The sequence below is a fragment of the Micromonospora sp. NPDC005252 genome (assembly GCF_042872475.1).
Classification (GTDB): domain Bacteria; phylum Actinomycetota; class Actinomycetes; order Mycobacteriales; family Micromonosporaceae; genus Micromonospora.
Window position 1 is genome coordinate 218,392 of the sequence record NZ_JBIAKN010000008.1, and the last position, 21,371, is coordinate 239,762.

Annotated in this window: 16 protein-coding genes; 13 read left to right on the forward strand and 3 right to left on the reverse strand. The window is 74.0% G+C overall.

The genetic code is table 11. The features are described 5' to 3' along the window. The first annotated feature begins 49 nt into the window (after positions 1-49). The 5 genes from fdxA to ACFYPH_RS23085 are packed head-to-tail and all read left to right on the forward strand — an operon-like array spanning position 50 to position 3,832. Complete coding sequence (gene fdxA, locus ACFYPH_RS23065) at positions 50-376, forward strand: ferredoxin (protein WP_007464872.1); 327 nt, start codon at positions 50-52, stop codon at positions 374-376. Beyond that, the gene (dapC, locus tag ACFYPH_RS23070) at positions 373-1,479 is read left to right on the forward strand and encodes a succinyldiaminopimelate transaminase (RefSeq protein ID WP_355063796.1); all 1,107 of its coding nucleotides are present in this window, start codon (positions 373-375) and stop codon (positions 1,477-1,479) included. Before fdxA ends, dapC begins: the two co-directional genes overlap by 4 nt. Before the next feature lie 16 nt (positions 1,480-1,495). Then, positions 1,496-2,524, forward strand: coding sequence for a prephenate dehydrogenase (locus tag ACFYPH_RS23075; RefSeq protein ID WP_387184447.1), 1,029 nt, complete (start codon positions 1,496-1,498; stop codon positions 2,522-2,524). 10 nt (positions 2,525-2,534) lie between these two features. After that, complete coding sequence (locus ACFYPH_RS23080) at positions 2,535-3,185, forward strand: SIMPL domain-containing protein (protein ID WP_387184450.1); 651 nt, start codon at positions 2,535-2,537, stop codon at positions 3,183-3,185. Beyond that, the gene (locus ACFYPH_RS23085) at positions 3,185-3,832 is read left to right on the forward strand and encodes a nucleoside/nucleotide kinase family protein (protein WP_387184454.1); all 648 of its coding nucleotides are present in this window, start codon (positions 3,185-3,187) and stop codon (positions 3,830-3,832) included. The genes ACFYPH_RS23080 and ACFYPH_RS23085 overlap by 1 nt, the downstream gene beginning before the upstream one ends. Before the next feature lie 115 nt (positions 3,833-3,947). On the opposite strand, the gene ACFYPH_RS23090 is transcribed toward ACFYPH_RS23085, so the two are convergent. Beyond that, positions 3,948-4,535 carry a sugar O-acetyltransferase gene (locus tag ACFYPH_RS23090; protein WP_363937161.1) on the reverse strand — a complete coding sequence of 196 codons (588 nt, stop codon included), beginning with the start codon at positions 4,533-4,535 and terminating at the stop codon, positions 3,948-3,950. A gap of 69 nt (positions 4,536-4,604) precedes the next feature. On the opposite strand from ACFYPH_RS23090, the gene ACFYPH_RS23095 reads away from it, so the two are divergent. Beyond that, positions 4,605-7,982, forward strand: a complete 3,378-nt coding sequence (locus tag ACFYPH_RS23095; RefSeq protein WP_387184457.1) for a S8 family serine peptidase — start codon at positions 4,605-4,607, stop codon at positions 7,980-7,982. A 51-nt stretch (positions 7,983-8,033) separates the two neighbouring features. Here the strand turns inward: ACFYPH_RS23095 and dapD are convergent, their stop codons facing one another. Further along, positions 8,034-8,993, reverse strand: a complete 960-nt coding sequence (dapD, locus tag ACFYPH_RS23100) for a 2,3,4,5-tetrahydropyridine-2,6-dicarboxylate N-succinyltransferase (RefSeq protein ID WP_354861508.1) — start codon at positions 8,991-8,993, stop codon at positions 8,034-8,036. Between the two features lie 78 nt (positions 8,994-9,071). Between dapD and dapE the strand changes: the two genes are divergently transcribed. Next, complete coding sequence (gene dapE / locus ACFYPH_RS23105; protein ID WP_387184460.1) at positions 9,072-10,145, forward strand: succinyl-diaminopimelate desuccinylase; 1,074 nt, start codon at positions 9,072-9,074, stop codon at positions 10,143-10,145. 62 nt (positions 10,146-10,207) lie between these two features. Here dapE and ACFYPH_RS23110 read toward each other — a convergent pair whose 3' ends face one another. After that, positions 10,208-10,378, reverse strand: coding sequence for a hypothetical protein (locus ACFYPH_RS23110; protein WP_387184463.1), 171 nt, complete (start codon positions 10,376-10,378; stop codon positions 10,208-10,210). 154 nt (positions 10,379-10,532) lie between these two features. Between ACFYPH_RS23110 and ACFYPH_RS23115 the strand changes: the two genes are divergently transcribed. From ACFYPH_RS23115 to ACFYPH_RS23140, 6 genes are all read left to right on the forward strand, one after another. Then, positions 10,533-11,396: a TIGR00730 family Rossman fold protein gene (locus tag ACFYPH_RS23115; RefSeq protein ID WP_354861504.1), complete on the forward strand. Its 864-nt coding sequence runs from the start codon at positions 10,533-10,535 to the stop codon at positions 11,394-11,396. Then, positions 11,396-11,941 carry a TIGR00730 family Rossman fold protein gene (locus ACFYPH_RS23120; RefSeq protein ID WP_387184466.1) on the forward strand — a complete coding sequence of 182 codons (546 nt, stop codon included), beginning with the start codon at positions 11,396-11,398 and terminating at the stop codon, positions 11,939-11,941. Before ACFYPH_RS23115 ends, ACFYPH_RS23120 begins: the two co-directional genes overlap by 1 nt. A 124-nt stretch (positions 11,942-12,065) precedes the next feature. Next, a complete protein-coding gene (locus tag ACFYPH_RS23125; RefSeq protein ID WP_387184469.1) occupies positions 12,066-15,713 on the forward strand; it encodes an ATP-dependent helicase in 3,648 nt (1,215 codons plus the stop codon). Beyond that, a complete protein-coding gene (locus ACFYPH_RS23130) occupies positions 15,710-19,165 on the forward strand; it encodes an ATP-dependent helicase (RefSeq protein WP_387184471.1) in 3,456 nt (1,151 codons plus the stop codon). Before ACFYPH_RS23125 ends, ACFYPH_RS23130 begins: the two co-directional genes overlap by 4 nt. 227 nt (positions 19,166-19,392) lie before the next feature. After that, complete coding sequence (locus tag ACFYPH_RS23135; RefSeq protein WP_101369720.1) at positions 19,393-19,596, forward strand: cold-shock protein; 204 nt, start codon at positions 19,393-19,395, stop codon at positions 19,594-19,596. Positions 19,597-19,818: 222 nt separating this feature from the next. Beyond that, positions 19,819-21,132, forward strand: coding sequence for a DEAD/DEAH box helicase (locus tag ACFYPH_RS23140; protein ID WP_354861519.1), 1,314 nt, complete (start codon positions 19,819-19,821; stop codon positions 21,130-21,132). Positions 21,133-21,371: the final 239 nt, after the last annotated feature.

The following is a 21,371-nucleotide window of genomic DNA, read 5'->3' on the forward strand; positions in this document are numbered from 1 at the left end:
CTCTTACCGTCGCGGGAGATCGCGGCGCGTCTTGCGGAGGAGAAGACCGGTGACCTACATCATCGCCGAGCCGTGCGTGGATGTGCTCGACAAGGCATGCATCGAGGAATGCCCGGTCGACTGCATTTACGAGGGCAACCGGATGCTCTACATCCACCCCGACGAGTGCGTCGACTGTGGTGCCTGTGAGCCTGTCTGCCCGGTGGAGGCGATCTTCTACGAGGACGACGTCCCGGAGCAGTGGAAGGACTACACCGGCGCGAACTACGAGTTCTTCGAGGACCTGGGCTCGCCCGGGGGCGCCTCGAAGATCGGCAAGGTGGAGAAGGACGCCACCTTCGTCGCCGCGCAGCCGCCGCGCGGCGAGGGCCACTGAACCGGCCCGCGCCGGTCTCGGCACGGCTGCCCGAGTTCACCTGGGACACCCTGGACGCCGCGGCCACGCTGGCCGCGGCGCATCCGGAGGGCCTGATCAACCTCTCCATGGGCACGCCGGTCGACCCGGTTCCGGCGGTGATCCGTCAGGCGTTGGCGGACGCGTCCGACGCCCCGGGTTACCCGCTGACCGCCGGCACCCCGGCCCTGCGCGACGCGATCGCGGCGTGGGTCGCCCGGGCCTGTGGAGCTGGCGTCGACGGTCTCGGCGTCCTGCCGACCATCGGCTCCAAGGAGCTGGTCGCCTGGCTGCCCACCCTGCTCGGCATCGGCCCCGGCGACGTGGTGGTCGTGCCGTCGATCGCGTACCCGACCTACGAGGACGGGGCCCGGCTGGCCGGCGCCACCGTGGTCCGCGCCGACTCGCTCACCGCGGTCGGGCCGACCTCGCGCGTCCGGCTGGTGTGGGTCAACTCGCCCGGTAACCCGACCGGGCGGGTGCTGCCCGCGGCGCACCTGCGCAAGGTCGTCGACTGGGCCCGGGAACGCGGCGCGGTGGTCGCCAGCGACGAGTGCTACCTGCCGCTGGGCTGGTCGGCCGAGCCGGTCTCGGTGCTGTCCCCGCAGGTCTGCGGCGGCGACTACACCGGAGTGCTCGCCGTACACTCGCTCTCCAAGCGGTCCAACCTCGCCGGCTACCGGGCCGGGTTCGTGGCCGGCGATCCGGCTCTCGTCGCCGAGCTGTTGAAGGTCCGCAAGCACGCCGGCATGATCGTGCCCGCGCCGGTGCAGGCCGCGATGGTGGCCGCCCTTCAGGACGAGCGGCACGCCGCCGAGCAGCGGGAGCGCTACCGCGCCCGGCGCGAGGTGCTGACCGCCGCGTTCACCGGCGCCGGCTTCACGGTCGAGCACTCGGAGGCGGGCCTCTACCTCTGGCTCACCCGCGACGAGGACTGCTGGCAGACGGTCGACTGGCTGGCCCGGCGCGGCATCCTGGTCGCGGCCGGTGTCTTCTACGGCCCCTCCGCGCAGCGGTACGTCCGGGTGGCGCTGACCGAGTCCGACGAGCACGTCGCAGCGGTCGCCGGCCGGCTGCGGGCCTGACCCCGGGCGGCCGGCGATGACCGACGGCGGCACCGGACGGTACGCCAACGTCCGGGCGGCAGTGCTCGGCACCGGCCTGATCGGTGGTTCGCTGCTGCTGCGCCTCGCCGACGCCGGCCTCGACGTGACCGGCTGGGATCCCGACCCGGTGACGCGGGAACAGGCCCGCTCGCGCGGTGTGTCGGCGCCGGCCACGATCGAGCAGGCCGTCGTCGGCCGGGACGTGGTCTTCCTCTGCGGTCCGCTGCCCACCCTGCCCCGGACTCTGGCCCAGGTGGCCGACCTGACCGCGCCGGGTTGTGTGCTGACCGACGTCGGCAGCACCAAGGTCGAGGTGGCTGCGGCCGCCGACCGGCTGGGGCTCACCGACCGTTTCGTACCCGGGCACCCGATGGCGGGCGCGGAGTCCGCCGGCCTGACGGCGGCCTCCCCGACGCTGCTCACCGGTGCCGCCTGGGTGCTCTGCCCGGCGACGGGTGTCGCGACTGTCGCCTTCCGCTGGCTGACCGGGCTGCTGGTGGAGCTGTTCGGTGCCCGCGTGGTGCCGATGTCCGCGCCGGCGCACGACTCGGTGGCCGCGCTCGCGTCGCACGTGCCGCACCTGTTGGCTGGCGCGTTGGCCGGGGCGGTGCAGCGGTCGCCACTGCGCGACGCCGTGCTGGCGCTGGCCGCGGGCAGCTTCTCCGACGGCACCCGGGTCGCCGGCACACCTGCCGAGCGGACGGCGAACATGCTGCTCGGCAACCGCGAACGGGTCCTGCACGAGCTGGCCGAGGTCCGGGTGCTGCTGGACGAGTTGGCCGGCGCGCTGCGTGCTGGCGACGCGTCCGCGCTCGCCGCCGGGTACGCGCAGGCCGGCGCGGCGCGGTCGGCGTTGCGGGGCCGCCGGTTCGCGCCGGCGGACCGCGAGTTCCCCGCCGACGGCGACCATGCCGTCGAGGTGGCCTGGCTGCGCGGGCTGGGCGACGCCGGTGGCCACCTGACGGGATGCCGGATCGGCCCGGACGTCGTCTCCTACCCGGCGTGGCTGCCGGTGGCTGACTAGGCTGGCAGGCATGGCGACGGACGGCCCGGTTGTGCAGGTGCGCGGCGAGGCGACCCGGGAGGTGCCGCCCGAGTTGGCGCGGTTCGCGGTCACCGTGACGGCCCGCGGTCGGGATCGGGAGGCGACGCTGACGCAGCTCGCCGAGCGGGCCGCCGCCGTCCGGGTGCTGCTGGACGGCGCCGAGCCGGCGGTGGCCCGGCGGGAGGCCGGCGACCTGTGGGTCCGGCCGCAGACCAAGCGCTCGGGTGAGCGCGTCGTGGGCTGGCTCGGCAGCGTCACCACGACGGTCACCGTCACCGACTTCACCGCTCTGGGCGAGCTGATGCTCCGGCTGGCCGACCAGGACCAGGTCGAGGTGGCCGGCCCCTGGTGGGAGCTGCGCCCGGACAGCCCCGCGCACCGCGAGGCGCGGCACGCCGCGATCAGCGACGCACTGCTGCGCGCCCGGGAGTACGCCGAGGCCCTCGGCGCCCGCGTCACCGCGCTGATCGAGCTGGCCGACGCCGGTCCGGGGGACCGGCCGATGTTCGCCCGCGCTGCCTTCGACGTCGGGGGCGGCGCTGGCGGCGGGGCGCCCGAGCTGGAGCTGGACCCGCGGCCGCAGACCGTGCAGGCGGCGGTGCAGGCCCGGTTCACGATCAGCGATCCGGTGCTGGGCTGATGCCGCAGGCCCGGGTGCTGGCCGTCGAGGAGCTGGTGGCGCGGGCGCGGTCACTGGCCGACGCCGGCCCGCGGCAACTGCTCGGCATCACCGGGGCGCCCGGCGCCGGCAAGTCCACCCTGGCCGAGCGGATCGTCGCTGAGGTCGGGCCGAGTGCCCGGCTGGTGCCGATGGACGGCTTCCACCTGGCCCAGTCGCAGCTGGTCCGGTTGGGCCGCGCCGACCGCAAGGGCGCGATCGACACCTTCGACGCCAACGGGTACGTCTCACTGCTGCGCCGGTTGCGCCGGCTGGAGCCGACCTCGGTCTACGCGCCGGAGTTCCGCCGTGAGATCGAGGAGCCGGTGGCCGGGGCGATCGAGGTGCCGCCGTCGGTCCGCCTGGTGGTCACCGAGGGCAACTACCTGCTGGTGCCGGACTTCCCGTGGCAGGAGGTCCGGACGCTGCTGCACGAGGTGTGGTTCCTCGACCTGGACGTCGAGCTGCGCCAGCGCCGGTTGACCACTCGACACGAGGCGTACGGGCGGTCACCGGAGCAGGCACGGGCCTGGGCGTTGGGCAGCGACGAGGCCAATGCGGCGCGCGTCACCCCCACGGCCGACCGGGCCGACCTGGTGATCCGCCTGCCCGACCCGCCGGTGGCCTGAGCGATTCCGTCAGCCCAGATCCGGGTCGCCTCGCGAGGGGACGTACGTACTTCGGAATGCGGTTGAACCGGGTGGCGATGCCGCCGTCGAGGCGGATCGTGCCTACGCTGTTCTCCTAGTCGAGTTCGCGGACCGGTCGGGCCGGATTGCCGACCGCGACCACGTTGGCGGGTAGGTCGCGGGTCACCACCGCTCCGGCGCCGACGACTGTGTTCGCGCCGATCGTCACTCCCGCGAGCACGATCGCGCCGCCGCCGAGCCACACATTGTCGCCGATGGTGATCGGTTTGGCGGCCTCCCACTTGTCGCGGCGCGGGCAGGGTTCCACCGGGTGGGTCGGCGTGAGGAGCTGCACGTTCGGTCCGACCTGGACGTCCGCGCCGATGGTGATCGCCGCGACGTCGAGGAAGACCGCGTTGTAGTTGACGAAGCTGCGGGGCCCGATCCGGATCTGCCAGCCGTAGTCGCAGTAGAACGGTGGACGGATCCAGGTGCCGTCGCCCAGCTCGCCGAGCAGGTCGCGCAGCACCGCGAGCCGCGCCGCCGGATCCGCCGCGAGGCTGGTGTTGAAGCGTTCCATCAACCGGGCGGCCCGGTCCAGGTCGGCGATGAGCTCGGGATCGTCGGCGAGGTAGGGCTCACCCGCGAGCATCTTGTCCTTCATGGAGGTCACCCGGTCGATGATGCCCCGCTGACCTGCCATCAGTTGGCAGGTCCGTTATATTTTGGCCCTCTTTTATGCATACTCGGTATGTAATACTGGCGATGGTCAATGCGTCTCTTCTGGTTACCACGCTCCACCAAGGAGGATCCGTTGCATCGACGCAGCAGAACGATCGCCGCCATCGCCGCCGCAGCCCTCGTGCTGGGCACTCCGGTGATCGCCGCGGCCCAACCACCCGCCAGCACCACCACGGCCACCAGCGCCACCACCAGCGCCACCATCGGCGCCGCCCCGCGCGCCGCGTCCACGACCACCGTCACCCTGCTCACCGGAGACCGGGTCAGCGTCACCGACTCCGGGTCCGCCTCCGTGCGCCCCGGTCCGGGGCGTACGCACAAGCGGTTCATCACCACCCGCGACCGTGGCCACCTCACGGTGCTGCCGCAGGACGCCCTGCCCCTGGTTCGTGCCGGCCGGGTCGACAGGCGGTTGTTCGACGTGACCGGGCTGATCGCCGCCGGCTACGACGACGCGCGCCGGAACGACCTGCCGGTGCTGGTCGCCGCCGACGCGGGCGCCCGGAAACGCGTCGCGGCGCCCGCCGGCCTGACCGTCACGGCGGAGTTGCCGGCCATCGGCGGGTTCGCCGCGACCGCCGACAAGCAGCAGGCCACCACGGTCTGGGCGGCGCTCACCGGCGCCGGTGCCCGGGTCGGCACGGCGGGGGGTGCCGACCGGATCTGGCTCGACGGTCGTCGGCAGGTCACCCTCGACCACAGCGTGCCGCAGATCGGTGCCCCGGCCGCCTACGCGGCCGGCTTCACCGGCCGGGGTGTCCGCGTGGCGGTGCTGGACACCGGGATCGACGCCAGCCACCCCGACCTGAGCGGTCGGATCGCCGAGGCACGGAACTTCACCGAGGCCGCCGACACCGACGACACGGTCGGCCACGGCACGCACGTCGCCTCGATCATCGCGGGCAGTGGCGCCGCCTCCGGTGGCAAGTACCACGGTGTCGCCCCGGACGCTACGCTGCTCAACGGCAAGGTCTGCGAGGAGCAGGGCTGCATGGACTCGGCGATCCTGGCCGGGATGCAGTGGGCGGCCGTCGACCAGCACGCCGACGTGATCAACATGAGCCTGGGCGGCACCGACACACCCGACGTCGACCCGTTGGAGGCGGCGGTCGAGTCGCTGACCGCGCAGACCGGCGCGCTCTTCGTCCTCTCCGCCGGCAACGACGGCACGGACGGCTCGGTCGGCTCGCCGGGCAGCGCCGAAGCGGCGCTCACCGTCGGCGCGGTGGACCGCGACGACGCGCTGGCCGACTTCTCCAGCCGTGGCCCCCGGGTGGGCGACGGCGGACTGAAGCCGGACCTGACCGCCCCGGGGGTCGACATCGTCGCCGCCCGTGCCAAGGGCGCGCAGATCGGCGAGCCGGTGGGGGAGGGATATCTCGCGCTCTCCGGCACCTCGATGGCCGCGCCGCACGTCACCGGCGCGGTGGCGCTGCTCGCCCAGCAGCACACGGGTTGGGCGGCGGCCCAGCTCAAGGCGACCCTGATGGCCTCGGCGAAGCCGCACCCGGAGCAGACCGCCTTCCAGCAGGGCGCCGGCCGGGTCGACGTGGCCCGCGCGATCACCCAGCGGGTGACCAGCACCCCGGTCAGCGTCTCCTTCGGTCAGCCGGCCTGGCCGCACGACGACGACACCCCGGTCGCCCGGCAGGTCGACTGGCACAACGACGGCCCGGCCCCACTCACCCTTGACCTGACCCTGGAGGTGACCGGCCCGGACGGCCAACCGGCTCCGGCCGGCATGTTCTCCCTCGGGGCGGGTCAGGTCACCGTGCCCGCCGGAGGCACCGCGGGCACCACGGTCACCGTGGACACCCGGATCGGCACGGACGGCTACTGGACCGGCCGCATCGTGGCCCGCTCCGGCACCGCGGTGGCGGTCACCCCGGTCGCGGTGAACCGGGAGGTGGAGAGCTATCAGCTCACCGTCCGGCACCTCGACGACAGCGGCGCGCCCGCCGAGGGGTTCATCACCACGCTGATCCGGCTGGACACCCTCGACAGCCGCGACCTGTACGACCCGGACGGCAGCGTCGAGGTCCGCGTACCCAAGGGTCGCTACGCGGTGGCCAGCATCGTCTTCAGCGGGGACGTCGGCACGGCCCAACTGGTCCAGCCGGAGCTGGTGTTCGACGGTGACACCAGCGTCACCGTCGACGCCCGCAGGGCACGGCCGGTGCGGACGACCATCCCGGAGCGGACTGCCGTCCCGGATCTGGTGGACATCGGCGCGAACTTCATCACCGAGGACGGCGGCTCGTACGGCTTCGGTCTGCTCGGGTTGGACTTCACCGGGCTGGCCACCGGGCACCTCGGTCGGGTGGTCTCCGGCGCACGGTTCTTCGGCACGGTGAGCAGCCAGTGGCGCAAGCCGGAGGTGGCCAGCAGCCCCTACCTGTACGCGCTCAGCGAGAAGTTCCCCGGCCGCATGCCGGCCGGCTTCGACAAGACCTACCGCCCTCGGGACCTGGCCACGGTCACCCACGAGTTCCGGGGCGGCTATCCCGGCATGGTCTCCGAGCGGGTGGTCTTCCCGCGCCTCGAACCGGACCTGGGCGGCTGGGCGACGGTCCTGCCCACTGCGGTGCCCGGGCACCGCGTCGAGCACTACAACACCAACGGGCTGCGCTGGTCCTCCGAGCTGACGTTCGGCGTGCCCACGGAGGAGGGGTGGCTCGACACCAAGGCGGTGCTGGAGGCCGAACCGAAGGCGTACCGGGCGGGCCGGCACGTCAGGGAGACCTGGAACAGCGCGCCGTACGGGCCGTCCTTCCCCGCGCCGCGCTGGCCGGGCCAGGGCGTCACCCGCCTCGGTGACGAGATCCTGGTGAACCTCCCGCTGCACGGCGACGCCGACGGCCACGCCGGCCGGTCGATCACGGACGCCGGCCGAACCGCCCTGTACCGCAACGGCGTCCTGGTCGACGAGCTGACCGAGCCGGGGTACGGCCAGTTCACGGTGCCGCCCGGCGTCGCGGACTACCGGCTGGAGGTGTCGACGAAGCGCAGCTTCACCGACCTGAGCACCGAGGTCGGGGCGGCGTGGACGTTCCGGTCCGGGCACGTGCCCGGCGACGACTACCGGCCACTGCCGGTGTCGGCGATCCGGTTCACGCCTGCGCTGGACCGGAACAACGCCGCCGCGGCCGGCCGGAGCCTGGTCATCCCGGTGCAGGTGCAGCCACAGCCCGGTGCCCCCGGATCGCGCGTGACCGGGCTGCGGGTGGACGTCTCCTACGACGGCGGTCGGACCTGGCGACCCGCCCGGGTCCGGCACGGCGGCCACGGCTGGACGGCCACCGTCCGGCATCCGGCGGCACCCGGCCACGTGTCCCTGCGGGCCACCGCTCGGGACGCCGCCGGCAACACGGTGACCGAACGGATCATCCAGGCGTACCGGTTGCGCTGAGGCGTACCCCCGTCGGGTCCGCGGTCGAGCGCCGCGGACCCGGCGGGGCCGTCAGTCGTTGGCGTGCAGGGCGGCGTTCAGTTCGATGCCCCGGCCGGTGCGCGGGCGGGCCTCCAGCGCGCCCGTCACCGAGTTGCGCCAGAACAGCAGGCCGTCGACGCCGGACAGCTCCCGGGCCTTGACCACGCGGCCGTCCGGGAGGGTGATCTTCGACGCGGCGGTGATGTAGCAGCCGGCCTCGACCACGCAGTCGTCGCCGAGCGAGATCCCGACGCCGGCGTTCGCGCCGACCAGGCTGCGCTCGCCGATGCTGACCTTCTCGGTGCCGCCACCGGAGAGGGTGCCCATGATCGAGGCGCCACCGCCGATGTCGGAGCCGTCGCCGACCAGCACGCCCTGCACGATCCGCCCCTCGACCATCGAGGTGCCCGCGGTGCCGGCGTTGAAGTTGACGAAGCCCTCGTGCATCACTGTGGTGCCGGCGGCAAGGTGGGCGCCGAGCCGGACCCGGTCCGCGTCGGCGATCCGCACACCGGAGGGCACCACGTAGTCGGTCATCCGGGGGAACTTGTCCACCCCGTACACCGACAGGTGGCGACCCGCCGCCCGCTCGATCACCCGCAGCTCGTCCACCCGCTCCGGCGGGCACGGTCCGGCGGACGTCCAGGCCACGTTGGCGAGCTTGCCGAAGATGCCGTCGAGGTTGATCTGGTTGGGCCGCACCAGGCGGTGGGAGAGCAGGTGCAACCGGAGGTACGCGTCGGAGGCGTTCTTGATCGGGTCGTCCAGCGAGCCGATCACGGTGACCACCTGGACGGTACGCAGACCGGGCAGCGACCGGTCGCCCAGCGCGCCCGGCGGCAGGTCCAGCACGTCCGACTCGCCCTCGCCGGCGACCAGCGGCAGCTCACCCAGGCCCAGCTTGCCGGTCGGATACCAGGTGTCGAGCACCTGCCCGTCGGCGGTGACGGTGGCCAGGCCGATGCCCCAGGCGGAATCTGCGGACGTCACTGTTGCACCTCTCGGTCGCGGCCAGGCCGGCCTCGGCTCGCTCCTCGCGCTGACAGACCTGAAGGTACCGTGCGATCCATGGAGAACCCGCTGACCCCCGAGGTCCTCGCCGATCCGGTGCAGCTGACCCGCGTACTGGTCGACATAGAGTCCGTGTCCCTCAACGAGAAGGCGATCGCCGACTTCGTCGAGGAGGTGCTGCGGGGCGTACCGCACCTGTCCACGCACCGACACGGCAACACCGTGATGGCCCGCACCGACCTCGGCCGGTCGCAGCGCGTCGTGCTCGCCGGTCACCTGGACACCGTGCCGCTGAACAACAACTTCCCGTCGACCATGCGCGGCGACCTGATGTACGGCTGCGGAACCTCCGACATGAAGTCCGGCGTCGCGTACGCCCTGCACCTGGCCGTGACGCTGCCCGACCCGCGCTACGACGTGACGTACCTCTTCTACGAGGCCGAGGAGATCGAGTCGCGCTACAACGGGCTGAACCTGGTCGCCCAGGCGTTCCCGGAGTGGCTGGAGGCGGACTTCGCGGTGCTGCTGGAGCCGACGTACGGCATCGTCGAGGCGGGCTGCCAGGGCACCATGCGGTCGGTGGTCACCACGACCGGCGTCCGCGCCCACTCGGCGCGCTCCTGGCACGGCGTGAACGCGATCCACGCTGCCGGTGAGGTGCTGCGCCGTCTCCAGACGTACAGGGCACGCCGGGTCACCATCGACGGCTGCGACTACCGCGAGGGCATGAACGCGGTACGGATCAACGGTGGCGTGGCCGGCAACGTGGTCCCGGACCACTGCGAGATCGAGGTCAACTACCGGTTCGCCCCGGACCGCACCCCCGCCGAGGCGGAGGCGCACCTGCGTGAGGTGTTCGCCGGCTTCGAGGTGCGGGTGACCGACACCGCTGCGGGTGCCGCCCCGGGGCTGGAGGCGGCCCCGGCGAAGGAGTTCCTGGCCGCGGTCGGCGCCGCGCCGATCGGCAAGCTGGGCTGGACGGACGTGGCCCGGTTCGCGGCCATGGGGATCCCCGCGCTGAACTTCGGCCCGGGCGACCCGAACCTCGCCCACCACCCCGACGAGCACGTCGAGATCAGCAAGATCCGTGACGGCGCGGCGACGCTGCACCGCTGGCTCGCCCCGGCCTGACCTGGTCGGGCCCGTTCCGGGCTGGCCGGTCGGCCCTGTTTCCGGCGATCAAGAGGTTCGCGTCAGCCTGGCCCGTTGTCGGCGGCGCGAACCTCTTGATCGGCTCCGGATCCGGTGGCGGCGGGCGACAGGGTGGGGTCGAGGTCACGGGCGCGGCGGCGCTCGGCCACCACGTCGTGGATCCGTCGCTGCATCAGTCGACGGATCCGGATCATCTCGCTGTTGCTGATCACGCTGTCTCCTCCCCCGAAGGCGCGCGCCCGGGCATACCCGGTATGTGAATAGTAAGACGTACGGGGAAGCCAAATAGTTGCCCATGATCGCGAACTATTTCTCGGCGTCCGCGCCCCGCACACCCGGCGTGTGCGGCTCCACTACGGTTGCTTCATGAGCCAGAACAACGGGCGGGAGGCCGGCCGCGGCCCGGGGCAGGAGCGGCACCGGGGCGCCGTCACGCTGCGCCGGGGGGCGATCCCGAGCAGCACCGCCGACCAGCGGCTGCTGGACTCGCGCGGGCGCGAAGACTGGAAGACCAGGGACGCCTGGCGGGCACTGCGCATCCTCTCCGAGTTCGTCGAGGGCTTCGACACCCTCGCCGACCTGCCGCCGGCGGTCAGCGTCTTCGGTTCGGCCCGCAGCGGCCCGGACACGGCCGAGTGCCGGCTGGCCGAGGAGATGGGCGGCGCGCTCGCGCGGGCCGGTTACGCGGTGATCACCGGGGGTGGCCCGGGAGTGATGGAGGCCGCCAACCGGGGCGCCACCGAGGCCGGCGGGCTCTCCGTCGGGCTCGGCATCGAGCTGCCGTTCGAGCAGGGCATCAACGACTGGGTCGACCTGGCCATCGACTTCCGCTACTTCTTCGCCCGCAAGACCATGTTCGTCAAGTACGCGCAGGCGTTCGTGGTGCTGCCCGGCGGGTTCGGCACCATGGACGAGCTGTTCGAGGCGCTCACCCTGGTGCAGACCGGCAAGGTCACCCGGTTCCCGGTCGTGCTGATGGGGGTCGCCTACTGGCAGGGGCTGCTCGACTGGCTGCGCGACACCATGGCCGCCAGCGGCAAGATCGGCCCGGTCGACCTGGATCTGATCTGCCTCACCGACGACGTCAACGCGGCCGTCCGCCACATCGTCGAGGCCGAGGCGGCGCTCTCCGTCGAGCAGGAGGCGGTCCGCGACGAGGCGGTGGCGCGTACCGGCGCCGACCAGCAGGCCGCCGCCGAGCAGGCCCCCGACCGGCCCCGGGAGGGCTGATGGCGGCGGTCTGCGTCTTCTGCGCCTCGTCCCGCACCCTCGACCAACGCTGGCTCGACCTCGCCACGGAGACCGGCGCGGAGCTGGCCCGGCGCGGGCACACGCTGGTCAGCGGCGGTGGTTGCGTCGGCATGATGGGCGCGGTGGTCGACGGCGCGCGGGCCGCCGGCGGGCGCACCGTGGGCGTCATCCCGCAGGCGCTCGTCGATCTGGAGGTCGCCGATTTGGCCTCGGACGAACTGCTGGTGACCGACTCGATGGCCAGCCGCAAGACCCTGATGATCGACAGGTCGGACGCGTTCCTCGCCCTGCCGGGCGGGCTGGGCACACTGGACGAGCTGTTCGAGGTCTGGACCACCGCCACCCTCGCCCTGCACACCAAGCCGATGGTGCTGATCGACGCCGACGGCTTCTACCGGCCCCTGCTCGACTGGCTCACCACCCTCACCGACCAACACTTCCTCAAACCCGCCGGGCGCAACCTGCTGACCGTGGTCGCCACGGTCCCCGAAGCCCTGAAAGCACTGGAGTCCCACCTACCCTGACTCCGGGTCCCACCCGGTCGGTCATGAGGGTGGCGGCAGGGCCGTCGGCGTGTCGTGCCGCCACCTCCATGACCGGCGCGGGTGGGGTGGGGTTGGTGTCGTAGGGGGGTGATGGGATTTGGGGATGCAGGCGTACCGGTTGGTGCGGCGGCCCGGGGGGCCGGCGCGGGGGGACGGGGACGCGTCGGACGGCGGCGTCGCCGTGCCGAGTGGCGACGGTGCGGTCGCCGGTGAGGTCGAGGCCGCCGGCACACCCGGGCCGGCGAGCCTCCGCTGGCGTGTCGATCCCGTCCAGCAGGAGGTCGTCGCGCACACCGACGGGCCGATGCTGGTGCTCGGCGGTCCCGGCACCGGCAAGACCAGCACCCTCGTCGAGGCGGTCGCCGCCCGGGTCGCCGAGGGGGTCGATCCCGAGCGGATCCTGGTGCTGACCTTCGGTCGCCGCGGCGCCACCACGCTGCGCCAGCGCATCGAGGCCCGGGTCGCACAGGACGGCTACCGCGTGCTGCGCGAGCCGCTGGTGCGCACTTTCCCGGCGTACGCCTTCGGGCTGCTGCGCCGGGCCGCCGCCGAACGTGGCGAGCCGTCGCCCCGGCTACTCACCGGCCCCGAGCAGGATCTGATCATCCGCGAGCTGCTGGACGTGGTGGGCGAGGAGCCCGAGGACGACCCGGTCGGCTGGCCCACCGACCTGCGCCCGGCACTGCGGACCCGGGCCTTCGCCGGTCAGTTGCGCGACCTGCTCATGCGCGCCGCCGAGCGCGGGGTGGGTCCGGTCGACCTGGCCCGGCTGGGCGAGAAGCTCGGCCGCGCCGACTGGCCGGCCGCCGCCCGCTTTTTGCGGGAGTACGTCGCGGTGCTCGCGCTGCGCGACGTCAGCAACCGGGGCTCGATCGCGTACGACCCGGCCGAGCTGGTCCGGGCCGCCACCGGTCTGCTGCGCGACGACGAGGAGCTGCTGGCCGCCGAGCGCCGCCGCCTCGCCCACGTGTACGTCGACGAACTGGCCGACACCGACCCCGCCCAGCTCGAACTGCTCTCGGTCATCGCCGGAGGGGGCAAGTCGCTCGTCGCGTTCGCCGACCCCGACTCCTCCACGTACGCCTTCCGTGGCGCGGACCCGGCCGGCGTGACCACGTTCGGGCACCGTTTCCGGACGGCCTCCGGCGCACCGGCCGCGCAGGTGCTGCTGAGCACGTCGTACCGGGCCGGCCCGGTCCTGCTCGCCGCAATGGCCCGGCTGGGCCGCCGGCTGCGCGGTCCGATGGCGCACCGCCGGCTGCGCCCACTGCCGGACGCCCCGGCCGGTGTGGTCGAGGTGCACACGTTCCGGTCGGCGACCAGCGAGGCCGCCTGGCTGGCCCACGCGCTGCGCGCCGCGCACCTGCTCGACGGCGTCCCGTGGTCGCGGATGGCGGTGCTGGTGCGATCGACGGCGTTGCAGTTGCCCACCCTGCAACGCGCTCTGCACGCCGCCGGCGTCCCGACCGTGGTGCACGGCGAGGACCTGCCCCTGCACCTGCAACCCGCGGTGGCGCCGCTGCTGCTCCTGCTGCGCTGCGCACTGGAACCGGACCGGCTGGACGAGGAGGCGGCCGTCGCGCTGCTGCACTCGCCGCTGGGCGGGGCGGACCCGCTGGCCGAACGGCGGCTGCGTCAGGGCCTGCGCGCCCTGGCGCTGGCCGGGGGCGACCGCCGTCCGTCCGGGGAGCTGATCGTCGAGGCGCTGCGCGATCCGACGGACCTGGCCGGCATCGACCGACGGTGGGCGGAACCGGCGCAGGCGGTGGCCGGGCTGCTCGCCACCGCCCGGGACGCCGCGGCCCAACCCGGCGCGACCGCCGAGACCGTGCTCTGGGAGGTCTGGGACGCCAGCGGGCTGGCCGAGCGCTGGGCCGGCGCGATCGCCCAGGGGCGGCCGGCGGCCGGCGAGGGCGACCTGGCCCGACGCCGGCGAGCCGAAGCTGCCGACCGGGACCTCGACGCCGTGCTGGTGCTCTTCGACGCGGCGGCCCGCTTCACCGACCGGCTGCCCGGCGCCCGCACCGAGGTCTTCCTCGACCACGTGCTCGCCCAGGACCTGCCGGCGGACACCATCGCGCCGACCGCCGACCGGGGCGCGGCGGTACGACTGCTCACCGCGCACGCCGCGAAGGGCCTGGAGTGGGACCTGGTCGCGATTGCCGGTGTGCAGGAGGGCATCTGGCCGGACCTGCGCCTGCGCGGCAGCCTGCTCGGCTCCGAACGGCTGGTCGACGTGCTGGCCGGCCGGTCCGTTGGCGGCGCCCGGGCGGCGACCGTGGTGGGCCAGACCTCGGCACTGCTGGACGAGGAGCGCCGGCTCTTCCACGTCGCCATCAGCCGTGCCCGCCACCGTCTGCTGGTCAGCGCCGTGGCGTCGGCGGCGGTCGGCGGCGACGACCACGAGGAGCAGCCCAGCCGCTTCCTGCACGAACTGGGCCCGAGCACCCCGCCGAGCACGCCCGGCCCGCCGCCCGTGCCGCCGAGCACGCCCGGCCCGCGCACCGGCCCCTCGAGCGGCGGCCCCGCCGCCGGTTCACCGGACGACACCCCCTCCGCCGAGGCCGTGACAGGTGGCGGCGCGACCGGCGGCGTGACCGCTGACGGCGGGACCGGTGGCGGGACCGGTGGCGGCGTGGTCGGCAACGGCGGACCGGCTCGGGTGGCAGCCCCGGCGGCCGGGAACGACGGCGCTGAGGGCGCGGACGACGACGAGCCGGACCAGCCCGGCGCGCTGCCGGTCACCCGGCCGCCCCGGGCGCTCACCCTGCCGGCGCTGGTCGCCGAACTGCGTACCGCCATCACCGACCCGGCCGCACCGGCGGCCCGGCGGCGCGCCGCGGCGGCCGAGCTGGCGCGGCTCGCCGCCGCGGGTGTGCCCGGCGCGCACCCGGACGACTGGTGGGGGCTGCGGGCGCTCTCCGACGACCGGCCGCTGGTCGACGAGGGGGCGCCGGTGCGGGTCACCCCGTCGGCGATGGAGAGCGCGCTGCGGTGCAGCCTGCGCTGGCTCCTGGAACGGCACGGCGGCAGCGGTCCGACCAGCACCGCGCAGGGGGTGGGCAATCTGGTGCACGCCGCCGCGATGCTCGCCGAGGACGCCAGCGCCGACCGGGGCGCCCTGCTCGACTACGTGGCCGCCCGGTTCGACGCGATCGAGTTGGCCGCCCGATGGATGGCCGGCCCCGAGCGGGAGCGCGCCGAGGCGATGGTCGACAAGCTGCTGCGCTGGCTCGCCACCAACCCGCGCCGGCTGCTCGCCATCGAACACGAGTTCGCGGTCCGCCTGGACGATCCGCAGCGACCGGTCGACCTGACCGGGCGGGTCGACCGGCTGGAGGTCGACGAGGCCGGCCGGCTGGTGGTGATCGACCTCAAGACCGGCAAGTCGACCGCGGTGACCGGCTCCGAACTGGCCGAGCACCCGCAGCTCGGCGCGTACCAGGCGGCGGTGGAGGCGGGCGCGTTCGCCGAGTTCGGCGACGAGTCCGGCGGCGCGGCGCTGGTGCAGCTCGGCACGTCCGCGAAGGATGCCCGGGAGCAGAATCAGCCGGCGGCGGGCGAGGGCCCGGCGGCCGGCTGGGCGACGGCGCTGGTCCGGCGGACCGCCGATACGATGGCAGCCGCCACGTTCGCCGCGGTGGCCAACTCGAAGTGCCGGGTCTGCCCGGTGCGCACCAGCTGCCCGGTCTCCGGGCAGGGGCGCCAGGTGGTCGAGCCGCCGACCGTCCGACGTCCGGAGAACCCATGACCCAGCCCACCCTGTTCGGCGCGGGCCCCGCGCCGACGCCCCGGCTGGCGGACTCCGGGCCCCGGTACACCCCGGTGGAGCTGGCCAAACTGCTGCGGCTGCCGGCGCCCACCCGGGAACAGGCCGCGATCATCGCCGCTCCGGTGGAGCCGCTGCTGGTGGTGGCGGGGGCCGGGTCCGGCAAGACCGAGACGATGGCCGCACGGGTGGTCTGGCTGGTGGCCAACTCGTACGTGCGCCCGGAGCAGATCCTCGGGCTGACCTTCACCCGTAAGGCGGCCGGTGAGCTGGCCCACCGGGTCCGCACCCGGCTCGACCAGTTGATCCGCCGCCTCGGCCGGCAGGGTCGCGACCCGCTGGACGACCCGCTCGCCGGTGAGCCCACCGTCTCCACCTACCACTCGTACGCCGGGCGGATCGTCACCGAGCACGGTCTGCGGGCCGGCTACGAGCCGTCCACCCGACTGCTCACCGAGGCGTCCCGGTGGCAGTTGGTCGACCTGCTGGTGCGCAACTACGACGGTGACATGTCCGAGGTGGACCGGATGCCGAGCACCATCACCGACGCGGTGCTGGCGCTCGCCGGCGAGCTGGACGAGCACCTGGTCGCACCGGACCAACTGGCCGCCTGGACCGGCCGGTTCTTCGCCGAGGTGCAGTCGCGGCCGGGCCGGGTGTACGCCGACGTACGCAAGGCGCTCGCCCTGCAACAGACCCGGCTGCGCCTGCTGCCGCTGGTGCGGGCGTACGCCCGGCGCAAGCTGGACTTCGAGGCGATGGACTTCGCCGACCAGCTCGCCCGGGCGGCGCGGGTGGCCCGGGATCACCCCGGGGTTGGCGAAATCGAGCGGGACCGTTTCCGGGTGGTGCTGCTCGACGAGTACCAGGACACGAGCCACGCGCAGGTGGTGCTGCTCAACGCGCTGTTCGGTGGCGGGCACCCGGTGACGGCAGTGGGTGACCCGTGCCAGTCCATCTACGGCTGGCGGGGCGCCAGCGCGGGCACCCTGGACCGGTTCCCCACCGAGTTCGCCCGCGCCGACGGTCAGCCGGCCCCGGCGCTCGGGCTCACCACCAGCTGGCGTAACCGCCCGGAGATCCTCCGGGTGGCGAACGCCCTGTCCACGCCGTTGCGCGCGGCCGGCGCCCGGGTGCCGGAGCTGCGCTCCGCGCTGACCGTCCGCGACCCGATTCCGCACCGCAGCCCCGGCGGGGCCGCCGGTGGCACGGTGCACTGCGCGCTGCTGCCCACGTACGCCGACGAGGCGGCGTGGATCGCCGACAGTGTGCTCGCCGCCTGGCGCGGCGCGGCCCGGATGCCCGGCGCGGCACCGGAGCACATCCCGGTGGCGCAGCGGCCGACGACCGCCGTGCTGGTCCGGGTCCGCAGCCAGATCCCGGCGATCGAGTCGGCGTTGCGTGAGCGCGGTCTGCCGGTGGAGGTGGTGGGCCTCGGCGGTCTGCTGGACACTCCCGAGGTCCGCGACGTGGTGTGCACCCTGCGCGTGCTGGCCGACCCGACCGACGGGGCCGCGCTGCTGCGGCTGCTCACCGGCGCCCGCTGGCGGATCGGGCCGCGTGACCTGGTGGCGCTGCACCGGCGGGCCCGGGCCATCGCCAACGCCCGACGCCAGGTGGCCGCCGACGACACCTCGGACATCACCCCCGACCTGCTGGACGAGGCGACCCTGGTGGAGGCGCTGGCCGACCTCGGCCCGGCGCAGGCGTACTCGGCGGAGGGGTTCGCGCGGCTGCGGGCGTACGGCATGGAGTTGGCGCTGTTGCGTTACCGCCTGGACCAGGCCCTGCCGGACCTGATCGCGGACATCGAGCGGACCATCGGCCTGGACGTGGAGGTCGCGGTGCGCGCCGGCCGCGACGGCGCCGGCGACGCCGGTCTGGCCCGGGGGCACCTGGACGCCCTCGGTGACGTGGCGGCCCGCTTCAGCGGAGAGACGCGCGGCGCGACGCTGTCCGGCTTCCTGTCCTACCTGGCCGCCGCCGAGGACGAGGAGCGCGGTCTCGCCCCGGGCGAGGTCGAGGTCGTGGAGGGCGCGGTGCAGGTGGTCACCGCGCACGCCGCGAAGGGTCTGGAGTGGGACGTGGTGGCGGTGGCCGGGCTGTGCCGTGGGTCGTGGCCCGGGCCGGTGCGCAACTCCGACCACTGGCTGGGCGGGCTCGGTGTGCTGCCGTTCCCGCTGCGCGGCGACGCCGACGGGTTGCCCGAGCTGGCGCTCGACGAGGCGGCCGACCAGCGGGCCGTGGCCCGGGCGGTGGCCGACTTCACCGACGCCTGGCGGGCCCACGACGAGCGGGAGGAGCGCCGCCTGACGTACGTGGCGGTCACTCGCCCGCGTCGGCTGCTGCTGTGCTCCGGGTACTGGTGGGGGGAGGGCACGAAGCGGCCGCGGGGTCCGTCGGTCTTCCTGCGCGAGGTGTACGACGCCTGCCTGGACGGCGGCCCGGGGCACCTGGTCGACGCGTGGGCGCCGGAGCCCACTCCGGACGCCACGAACCCGACGGCCGAGGTGGTGCTGCGCGCGGAGTGGCCGGCCGACCCGCTGGGTGGCCGCCGACCCGCGCTGGCCGAGGCGGCCGGGCTGGTGCGCCGCCTGATGACCGACGGCCCGGCGGCGGCGCTCCCCGGGCCGGTGCTCCCCGGGCCGGTGCTCCCCGGGCCGGTGCTCGCCGGGTCGGGAACGCCGATCGGGTCCGAAGCCGAGCCGGTCGAGCCGGTCGAGCCCGAGGTGGATCCGGAGGTGGCGCGCTGGCAGCGCGAGGCGGACCTGTTGTTGGCGGAGCGCGCCGAGCTGACCCGGCTCTCCGGTGCGGTCGAGGTGGCTCTGCCCGGGGCGCTGAGCGTCACCCAGCTGGTGGCGTTGCGGCGTGACCCGGCCGGGCTGGCCCGTACGCTGCGCCGTCCGGTGCCGACCGAGCCCAACCCGTACGCCCGTCGCGGCACCGCGTTCCATGCCTGGTTGGAGCAGCGCTTCGGCGCCGACCGCCTGCTCGACCTGGACGAGCTGCCCGGTGCGGCGGACGCGGACGCCGCGCCGGACGAGGCGCTGGTGGAGTTGCAGGAGCGGTTCCTGGCCAGCGAGTGGGCCGACCGGTCGCCGGTGGAGGTGGAGGTGCCGTTCGCCACGGTGATCGCCGGAGTGGTGGTGCGGGGCCGGATGGACGCGGTCTTCGCCCGGCCGGGTGGCCGGTTCGACGTGGTCGACTGGAAGACCGGGGCGCAGCCCACCGGGCCGGCCGCCGAGGTGGCCGCCGTGCAGCTGGCCGTGTACCGGCTGGCCTGGGCGGAGCTGGCCGGCGTGCCGGTCGACCGGGTGGGCGCGGCGTTCCACTACGTCCGGCACGGGGTGACCGTCCGGCCCGCCGACCTGCTCGATGTGACTGGCCTCACAGCCTTGATCGCCCAGTTGCCCGAAGATTCCGCCCAAGCTTGACCATGACGGGGGAAGCTGTGGTAGCTTATCCGGGTTGCAGTTTTGGTTACCAGAGACTCTGTGTGCGCCTGGCGGGAATTGTGGCCCCAGGCGCTCTTTGTTGTGTCCGGAGTTCTCCGGGCGGGGCGACCAGAAGCGACAGGCGATTCGCGCATCCCCGCGCGGAGCGCTCCTCTTCGGGCACACAACAAGTGTGTGTCCGACGTTCCGTCAAGGAGACGAAACACATGGCTATTGGCACCGTGAAGTGGTTCAACGCTGACAAGGGCTTCGGCTTCATCACCCCGGACGGCGGCGGCGCTGACGTCTTCGCCCACTTCTCGGCGATCCAGTCCTCCGGCTACCGGAGCCTGGACGAGAACCAGCGGGTCGAGTTCGAGGTGACCCAGGGCCAGAAGGGCCCGCAGGCGGAGAACATCCGCCCGATCTGATCTTCGGATCGGTCAGCATTACCTGTCGCGCCCTCCGGGTGTGACGGTGACGGGACCGGCCCGCCCCGCCCCGCCTGCGTCCGCAGGCGGCGGCCCGGCGGCGGGCCGGCCCGTACTCCAATCGGTTCGTGCTTGTGAGTCCTGGCTGCCTTGCGCCGCCGGTTGACAGCGCCGACTTCGGCGCCCTCCCTCGACACGTTCCGCGTCGAGGAAGGCTCCTGCGTGACCACTGTTATTCCGTCTTTCGCTCTTACCGGCTTGGCGCCGGCGCTGCTCACCGCGCTGACCGCGCAGGGCATCACCGAGCCGTTCCCGATCCAGACGGCGACGCTTCCGGACTCGCTCGCAGGTCGGGACGTGCTCGGCCGGGGTCGTACCGGCTCGGGTAAGACGCTCGCCTTCGGGCTTCCCCTGCTGTCTCGCACCGCCGGCCGCAAGGCCCGGCCGGGTCGCCCGCTGGCCCTGGTGCTGGTGCCGACCCGGGAGTTGGCGCAGCAGGTGACCACCGCGCTGGCGCCGTACGCCCGGGCCGTCGGCCTGCGCTGCGCCACAGTCGTCGGCGGGTTGTCGTTGCAGCGGCAGGCGGACGCGCTGCGTGCCGGCGCCGAGGTGGTCGTGGCGACCCCCGGCCGGCTGCACGACCTGATCAACCGCGGCGACGCCCGGCTCGACCAGGTCGAGATCACCGTGCTGGACGAGGCCGACCAGATGGCCGACATGGGCTTCCTGCCGCAGGTGACCAAGCTCCTGGAGCAGGTCGCCCCGCAGGGTCAGCGGATGCTCTTCTCCGCCACCCTGGACGGCGGCGTGGACCGGCTGGTCCGCCGCTTCCTCAGCAGCCCGGTGACCCACTCGGTCGACCCGGGCACTGCCACGGTCACCGCGATGACCCACCACGTGCTGCACGTCGACGCGGTCGACAAGCCCGACGCGTTGACCCGGATCGCCGCCCGTGACGGTCGCACCATCCTCTTCATGGGCACCAAGCACCGCGCCGACCGGCTCGCGCGCCAGTTGCTCTCCAAGGGTGTACGCGCCGCTGCGCTGCACGGTGGCAAGTCCCAGCCGCAGCGCACCCGCATCCTGGAGCAGTTCCGCAACGGCCAGGTGACCGCCCTGGTCGCCACGGACGTGGCGGCCCGGGGCATCCACGTCGACGGCCTCGACATGGTCGTCAACGTGGACCCGCCGGCCGAGGCGAAGGACTACCTGCACCGCGGTGGTCGGACGGCCCGCGCCGGCGAGTCCGGCAGCGTGGTCACCCTGGTCCTGCCCGAGCAGCGCCGGGACGTGTCCCGGCTGATGGCCACCGCCGGCATCCGGCCGGAGTCGGTCCAGGTGCGCCCGGGCGACGGTTCGTTGGCCCGGGTGACCGGTGCCCGTGAGCCGTCCGGTGTGCCGGTGACCATCGTCGCGCCGCCGGTGGCTGTCAGCCGGGGACGCGTAGCCGGTGGCTCGGCCACGGACGGCGGCGCCCGCCCGGCGCACCGCGCGTCGGGCCGGTCCCGTCGCCCGCGCCGCCCGCGTACCGTCTGATCCTCCACGCACGTCACCGACCCGTCCCGCTTCGGCTGGGCGGGTCGGTTTGTGTGCGGGGTGGTCCGGGTCGCGCCCCGGATCGGCCTCCTCGACCGTCGTGGCGGTCGATGACCCGCACCGCCCGGCCGCTGGCCCGAGTCGAATATCAGCCGCGGCTTGGTCGGCTGGCCGACTGTGTCCCGGCCCGGTGTGGTCGAAGCTGGCCATCGGGGGGAGCCGGGCGGGGGGCCCGGCGC